This is a genomic window from Massilia atriviolacea, assembly GCF_003953935.1.
Classification (GTDB): Bacteria; Pseudomonadota; Gammaproteobacteria; order Burkholderiales; family Burkholderiaceae_D; genus Telluria_A; species Telluria_A atriviolacea.
Map to the genome: position 1 here is coordinate 108,505 of NZ_RXLQ01000020.1, position 6,059 is coordinate 114,563.

Here is a 6,059-nt window from a genome sequence, read left to right on the forward strand (position 1 = left end):
CCGTGCGGATCAGGTAATCACGCGGTAGCAAGGCGTGTAGGCCTTGCCGGGCAACTTCATCCGGCTCTGCGCGACGAAGGACGCCAGCAGCGCGTCCATCGGCCCCATGATGGCGGCATCGCCGTGGATTTCGAAGTGCCCGTACTTTTCGATCGCCCGGATGCCCTCGTCCTTGACGTTCCCCGCCACCACGCCCGAAAACGCGCGCCGCAGGTTGGCCGCCAGCAGGTGCTTTTCCTGGTTCTTGTGCAGCGAGAGGTTGCGCATGTTCTCGTGCGTCGGCCGGAACGGGCGCTGGAATTCCTCGTCGATCTTGAGCAGCCAGTTGAAATAATAGGCGTCGCTGCGCGATTTGCGGAATTCGCGCACCTGGCGGATCCCCAGCTGCATCTCCTTGGCCACCAGTTCCGGATCGTCGATGATGATCTTGTAGCGCTTCTGCGCTTCCTCGCCCAGGGTATCGGCGATGAACTGGTTAATCTGGATGAAGTAGTCGCGCGAGGTTTCCGGCCCCGTGAAAATGAGCGGATACGGCATGTCGGCGTTATCCGGATGGAGCAGGATGCCGAGGATGTACAGGATTTCCTCGGCCGTGCCGGCGCCGCCCGGGAAGACGATGATCCCGTGCCCGGTGCGCACGAACGCTTCTAGCCGCTTTTCGATATCCGGCATGATCACCAGGTCGTTGACGATCGGATTCGGCGATTCGGCCGCGATAATGCCCGGCTCCGAAATACCCAGGTAACGCCCGCCCGACAGGCGCTGCTTGGCGTGCCCGATGGTGGCGCCTTTCATCGGCCCTTTCATCGCGCCCGGACCGCAGCCGGTGCAGATGTCGAGGTCGCGCAATCCCATCTGGTAGCCGACTTCCTTCGAGTAGTTGTATTCGATGCGGTTGATCGAGTGCCCGCCCCAGCACACCACCAGGTTCGGATTGCGCTGCGGCTGCAGCACATCGGCGTTGCGCAGGATGTGGAACACCGAATCGGTGATTCCTTCCGTGCGCGACATGTCGAACTTGGGATTGTCGGTCACTTCACTGCTGATGAAAACGATATCGCGCAGCACCGCGAACAGGTGCTCGTGTATCCCCTTGATCATCTTGCCGTCGACGAAAGCGATCGCCGGGGCGCCCTTGATCTCCAGCTTGATGCCGCGCTCTCGCTGTACGATGCTGATTTCAAAGGATTTATAACGTTCCAGTAGTTCTTTTCCATCGTCGATGGTGCTGCCGCAGTTCAGGACTGCGAGCGCGCAGTTGCGGAAGATTTGATACAGGCCACCCTGGCTGGTGTCGAGCAGTTTAAAGACTTCGGCTTTCGACAGCACTTCGAGCTGGCCTTCTGGCGAAATCAGGGTATCGACAACGTCGTGTTCCATAGTACAAATCCTTTTCGATTCGGTGTAACAAACAAGCCTGCCACGCCAATATACGACAACTCGCCGCTCTTGGGGGACCCAAGTGCCGCTGTGCTTGCGCGGCCTCGTTTCTTGTCTTAATTAGCACATCCGGCAAAAATTCGCTGAGCATAGAAGATTTACATTAAAATGCGACCCTATTGGAAATCCGGGGTCACGAGCCGCGGCCGACCATATGTTTTATCCAACCATAACCATATTCAGGAGAAACCGCATGAGCGGTGCCGCTACCCCACCCAACCAGGAAGTCGCAATCCCGGAGTTCAAGCAGTTCTTGGGTCACCCAAGTCCGCTTTGGATGTTGTTCATGACCGAATTTTGGGAACGTTTTGCGTTCTACGGTATTCGTTGGGCACTCGTACTCTATATAGTCACGCAGTTCTACGGCGGCGACGCCAGCGGCCAGCAAGCGGCCAACCTGACCTATGGTTCCTACCTCGCGCTGGTGTATGCCGGCGCCGTCTTCGGCGGCTACGTCGCCGATAAAGTCATCGGCTACCAGCGCTCGATCCTGATCGGCGCCGCCTTCATGGCGGCCGGCCTGTTCGCCATCACGGTGCCGAACGAAGATGTGTTCAAGATCGGCCTGGCGACCATCATCGTCGGTAACGGCCTGTTCAAACCGAACATCTCGACCATGGTCGGCAAGCTCTATACGCTGAACGACACCCGCCGCGATTCCGGCTTCACCATTTTCTACATGGGCATCAACGCCGGCGCCTTCCTGGCGCCGATCTTTACCCAGGTGCTGGCACAGAAAGTGTTCAATACGGGCGACATGCCGGCCTATAAGGTCGTGTTCTTCGCTTCCGGTATCGGCATGCTGATCAGCCTGGTATGGTTCTTCTTCGGCCGCGCCACCCTCAAGGGCATCGGCGCGCCACCGGCGGAAGACAACAGCCCGAAACGCATGATCATGGTGGTCGGCGGCGCGCTGCTGGTCATCCCTGTCATGTTCTTCCTGCTCAAGGCCGGCGCCGGCAATCTGCAGATCGTCCTGACCATCCTGTTCCTGATCCTGGCCGGCATGCTGGTCGCCGAAGGCATCCGCGACGGCAAGGTCGCACGCGACAAGACCTTCGCGATGATGATCATCTTCGCCTTCAATATCCTGTTCTGGATGTTCTTCGAACAGGCCGGCAGCTCGTTCACCTTCCTGGCCGAGAGCATCGTCGACCGCAAGGGCGCCCTGTCCTTCATCACCGCGCCGTTCGGCATGAGCGAATTCCCGACCGCCTGGTTCCAGAGCGTGAACTCGGTCGCCATCATCGCCTGCGCACCGATCATCGCCTGGGTGTGGGTCGCCATGGGCAAGGTCAACGCCAATCCATCGATTCCGCGCAAATTCGGCCTGGGTATCATTTTCAACGGCCTCGCCTTCGGCCTGCTGATGTACGCGCTGACCCACCTGGTCGATCCGACCTACGGCAAGATCCCGTTCTGGACCCTGTTCGCGGTCTACTGGGTCCAGTCCATCGGCGAGCTGTGCCTGTCCCCGATCGGCCTGTCGATGGTCACCAAGCTGGCGCCGGTGCGCCTGGTCGGCCTGGGCATGGGCGGCTGGTTCCTCTCGACCGGTATCGGCAACAACCTGTCCGGCATCTTCGCCAGCCATGTCAGCGGCGAATCGGGCATGTCGATCGCGTCGGCGCTCTCCGGCTACACCCAGGGTTTCTGGTGGCTGATGATCGGCGGCGTGCTGCTGTTCCTGCTCGCACCGTTGATCCAGAAGCTGATGCACGGCGTGAAGTAAGCGCAGTCGCACCATGAACAACGGCGGCCCGCGGGCCGCCGTTGTCGTTTACCTGAGGTTATTCAACCAGAGCTTATTCAGATGGTCTGGTCCAGCGCGCGCTGCATCTCGTTCATCTCCGCCACCAGCCAGGCGCGGAAGCGCTGCACCTTCGGCATGTTCTCCTTGCTGCGGTTGACCATGAAGCGGTAGCCGCTGCCGAACGGCGCGCTGCGGCAGCTGATCTGGCGCAGCGAGCCCTTGAGGATATCCTGGAAGGCGATCCCGTACACCACCAGCGCAATCCCCTGCCCCGCCACCGCCGCCTGCGTCAGCACGCCCCAGTGGCTGTAGCCGCGCGAGAAATCGTATTTACCCTTCAGGGCCTTGTTCTCGTTGAGCAGCTGCAGCCACGACTCGGTGGAATTTTCGTACAGGAGCGGGAACCTGGGCAGGTCGGCCAGGGTCAGCTCGGTCTGGCCGGGGGCCAGCAGGTCGGGACTGTAGACCGCGATCAGGCGCTCGCGGAACAGCAGCGCCGGGTCGCCGTCGCTCACCGGACCGTAGCGCACCGCCACGTCGTTGCTGTCGTCTTCCAGGTCGACCTGGGCATCGTTCGAATCGAGCCGGATGTCGAGTTCCGGATACAGCTTGGTAAACCGGTGCATGCGCGGCACCAGCCACTTGATGGCGAAGGAATGGGTGGTCGAGATGCGCAGCACCGATTCCTCGTTACCGCCTTGCAGGGCGCCGACCTTGGCGCGCAGTTCGCCCAGCATGCGCGCCACCACCACCGCCAGTTCCTGCCCCTTGGCGGTCAGGGTCACATGGCGCGGATGGCGGAGGAACAGGGCGAAGCCCAGGTTTTCCTCCAGCTGCTTGACCTGCTGGCTGATCGCCGCCGGCGTCTTGTGCAGCTCCTGCGCCGCGAGTTTAAAACTTCCCCAGCGCGCCGCGCAGTCGAAGTCGACCAGCCCGGAGAGCGTGCGCAAGGGCTTCATGCATATCCCATGGCTAAGTTTTTCTTACTCATCGGTTTAATTTTTCTCGGTTGTTGAATCGGCATACTAAGCAGAAAATATACTGAGATCAACAAGGGAATGCAATGCGCAAGAATATTTTGGTGATAGGCGGTACCCGCTACTTCGGCAAGCTGCTGGTGCAGCGTTTGCTTAACGCAGGTCACCAGGTAACCATCGCCACCCGGGGGCACACCCCGGACCCGTTCGGCGCGCGCATTTCCCGCATCAAGGTCGACCGCCGCAACGAGCACGCCATGCGCACCGCCTTCGCCAACTGCGCCGGCTACGACATCGTCTACGACCAGATGTGTTACAGCCCGCTGGATGCGGCGATTGCCGTCAAGGTCTTCGCCGGCAAGGTCAAACGCTATATCGTCGCCTCCACCATCGACGTCTACCGCGAGCTGCTCGGGCAGCAGGATGCGCCCTTCGGCGAGGACGACATCAATATGCTGGCGCAGCCGATCGACACCCGCTATCCATGGCACGACACGCGCCTGGCCACCGAGAGCTACATCACGGGCAAGGTGCAGGCCGAAGCGTATTTATACCGCGACGGTTCGCTGCCGCTGGTGACGGTGCGCATCGGCCACGTGCTGGCCGGGGCCGAAGACTTTACCGGGCGCCTGGCCCACTACGTCGACCTGGTGCGCCAGCACGCGCCGCTGCGCTATGCGAATGCGGCCGCCGCCAGTTCCTTCATGAGCGCCCAGGGCACCAGCAGCTTCCTGATGTGGGCCGGGGCCCAGGATTTCCTGGGACCGGTCAACGCGGCCTGCGACGGCGGCCTGTCCGCCTTCGACCTGGTGCAGCGCATCGGCATGCTGCTCGACGTGCCGGTACGCGCGCTGCCGGCCAAGCAGGCGGCCGCGGCGGGCGAACTGAGCCCCTTCGACTATCCGGCCCAATACATGATGAATACCGCGCGCGCCGCCCAGCTGGGCTACCGCTTCGGCCACAGCGACGACTGGCTCGACCACCTGATCCTGCAGCACGACCTGGCATTCGTCTGAGGCACACGGTTGCCAATCGGCATTCCATCCGCCTATAATGAGAATAATTCTTATTCTCTTTTAGGTGATGGTCATGTCGGCGGCCGAGTCAATTCCGCATCAGCGCGCTCATGCAGTACACATACTGTATAGCGACCATCACGACTGGCTGTTCGGCTGGCTGCGCAGGAAACTGGGCTGCGCCCACAACGCGGCCGATGTCGCCCACGACACCTTTTTGCGCATCATCGCCTCGCGCGACGCCCTGCTCGGGGTCGAGCAGCCGCGCGCCTGGCTGACCACCACCGCCAGGCGCCTGATCATCGACCGCGCGCGCCGCCAGGCGCTGGAACAGGCCTACCTGGCCGAAATGGCCCTGCTGGCCGACAGCCTGCCGTTCGCCCCCGCGCCCGACGAGACCCTGATGGCGCTGGAAGCGCTGGCGCAGATCGGCGCCGCCCTGCAAGGCATCTCCGCCAAGGCGCGCGAGGCCTTCCTGCTGCACTACCTGGACCAGCAGACCCACGCCGCCATCGCCGCCCACCTGGGCGTGTCGGTGCGCATGGTGCAGAAATACCTGGTGCAGGCCCTGCTCGCTTGCCGCGCCCGGTGCGCGGCCATGGCCGAATGAGGGCCGGGGACCCGATCGCCGAGCAAGCGGCCGAATGGATCGTGCGCCTCACCGGCGACGACGAGGCCGAACGCGCCAGCGCGCACGCGGCCTTCAGCGCCTGGAAGCTGGCCGACCCGCGCCACGCGGCCGCCGCCGAAGGCATGGAAGGCCTGCTCGGCCAGCTGGGCGCGGTGCGCGCGCACGCCGGCGGCAGCGCCAGGCCGGCGCGCGCCGCGCTGGGGGCCGTGCTGCCGCCAGCGCGGCCCAAACGCGCGCGCCGC

At 62.7% G+C, this 6,059-nt stretch carries 6 protein-coding genes; 4 read left to right on the forward strand and 2 right to left on the reverse strand.

Annotated elements, in window-relative coordinates; translation table 11 throughout:
- Positions 1-9: 9 nt before the first annotated feature.
- A complete protein-coding gene (gene ppnN / locus EJB06_RS27350; RefSeq protein ID WP_126077193.1) occupies positions 10-1,380 on the reverse strand; it encodes a nucleotide 5'-monophosphate nucleosidase PpnN in 1,371 nt (456 codons plus the stop codon).
- A 253-nt stretch (positions 1,381-1,633) separates the two neighbouring features.
- On the opposite strand from ppnN, the gene EJB06_RS27355 reads away from it, so the two are divergent.
- Entirely contained in the window at positions 1,634-3,172 is a 1,539-nt protein-coding gene (locus tag EJB06_RS27355; protein WP_126077194.1) for a peptide MFS transporter, read from the forward strand.
- 77 nt (positions 3,173-3,249) lie between these two features.
- Here EJB06_RS27355 and EJB06_RS27360 read toward each other — a convergent pair whose 3' ends face one another.
- Positions 3,250-4,152, reverse strand: a complete 903-nt coding sequence (locus EJB06_RS27360; protein ID WP_126077195.1) for a LysR substrate-binding domain-containing protein — start codon at positions 4,150-4,152, stop codon at positions 3,250-3,252.
- Positions 4,153-4,274: 122 nt separating this feature from the next.
- Here EJB06_RS27360 and EJB06_RS27365 point away from each other — a divergent pair, with 122 nt between their 5' ends.
- The 3 genes from EJB06_RS27365 to EJB06_RS27375 form a co-directional block, all read left to right on the forward strand.
- Positions 4,275-5,186, forward strand: a complete 912-nt coding sequence (locus EJB06_RS27365) for an NAD(P)H-binding protein (protein ID WP_229427319.1) — start codon at positions 4,275-4,277, stop codon at positions 5,184-5,186.
- 73 nt (positions 5,187-5,259) lie between these two features.
- Positions 5,260-5,796: a sigma-70 family RNA polymerase sigma factor gene (locus tag EJB06_RS27370; protein WP_126077197.1), complete on the forward strand. Its 537-nt coding sequence runs from the start codon at positions 5,260-5,262 to the stop codon at positions 5,794-5,796.
- The coding region (locus EJB06_RS27375) for a DUF4880 domain-containing protein (RefSeq protein ID WP_126077198.1) at positions 5,793-6,059 on the forward strand (267 nt) is incomplete at its 3' end. The genes EJB06_RS27370 and EJB06_RS27375, both read left to right, overlap by 4 nt.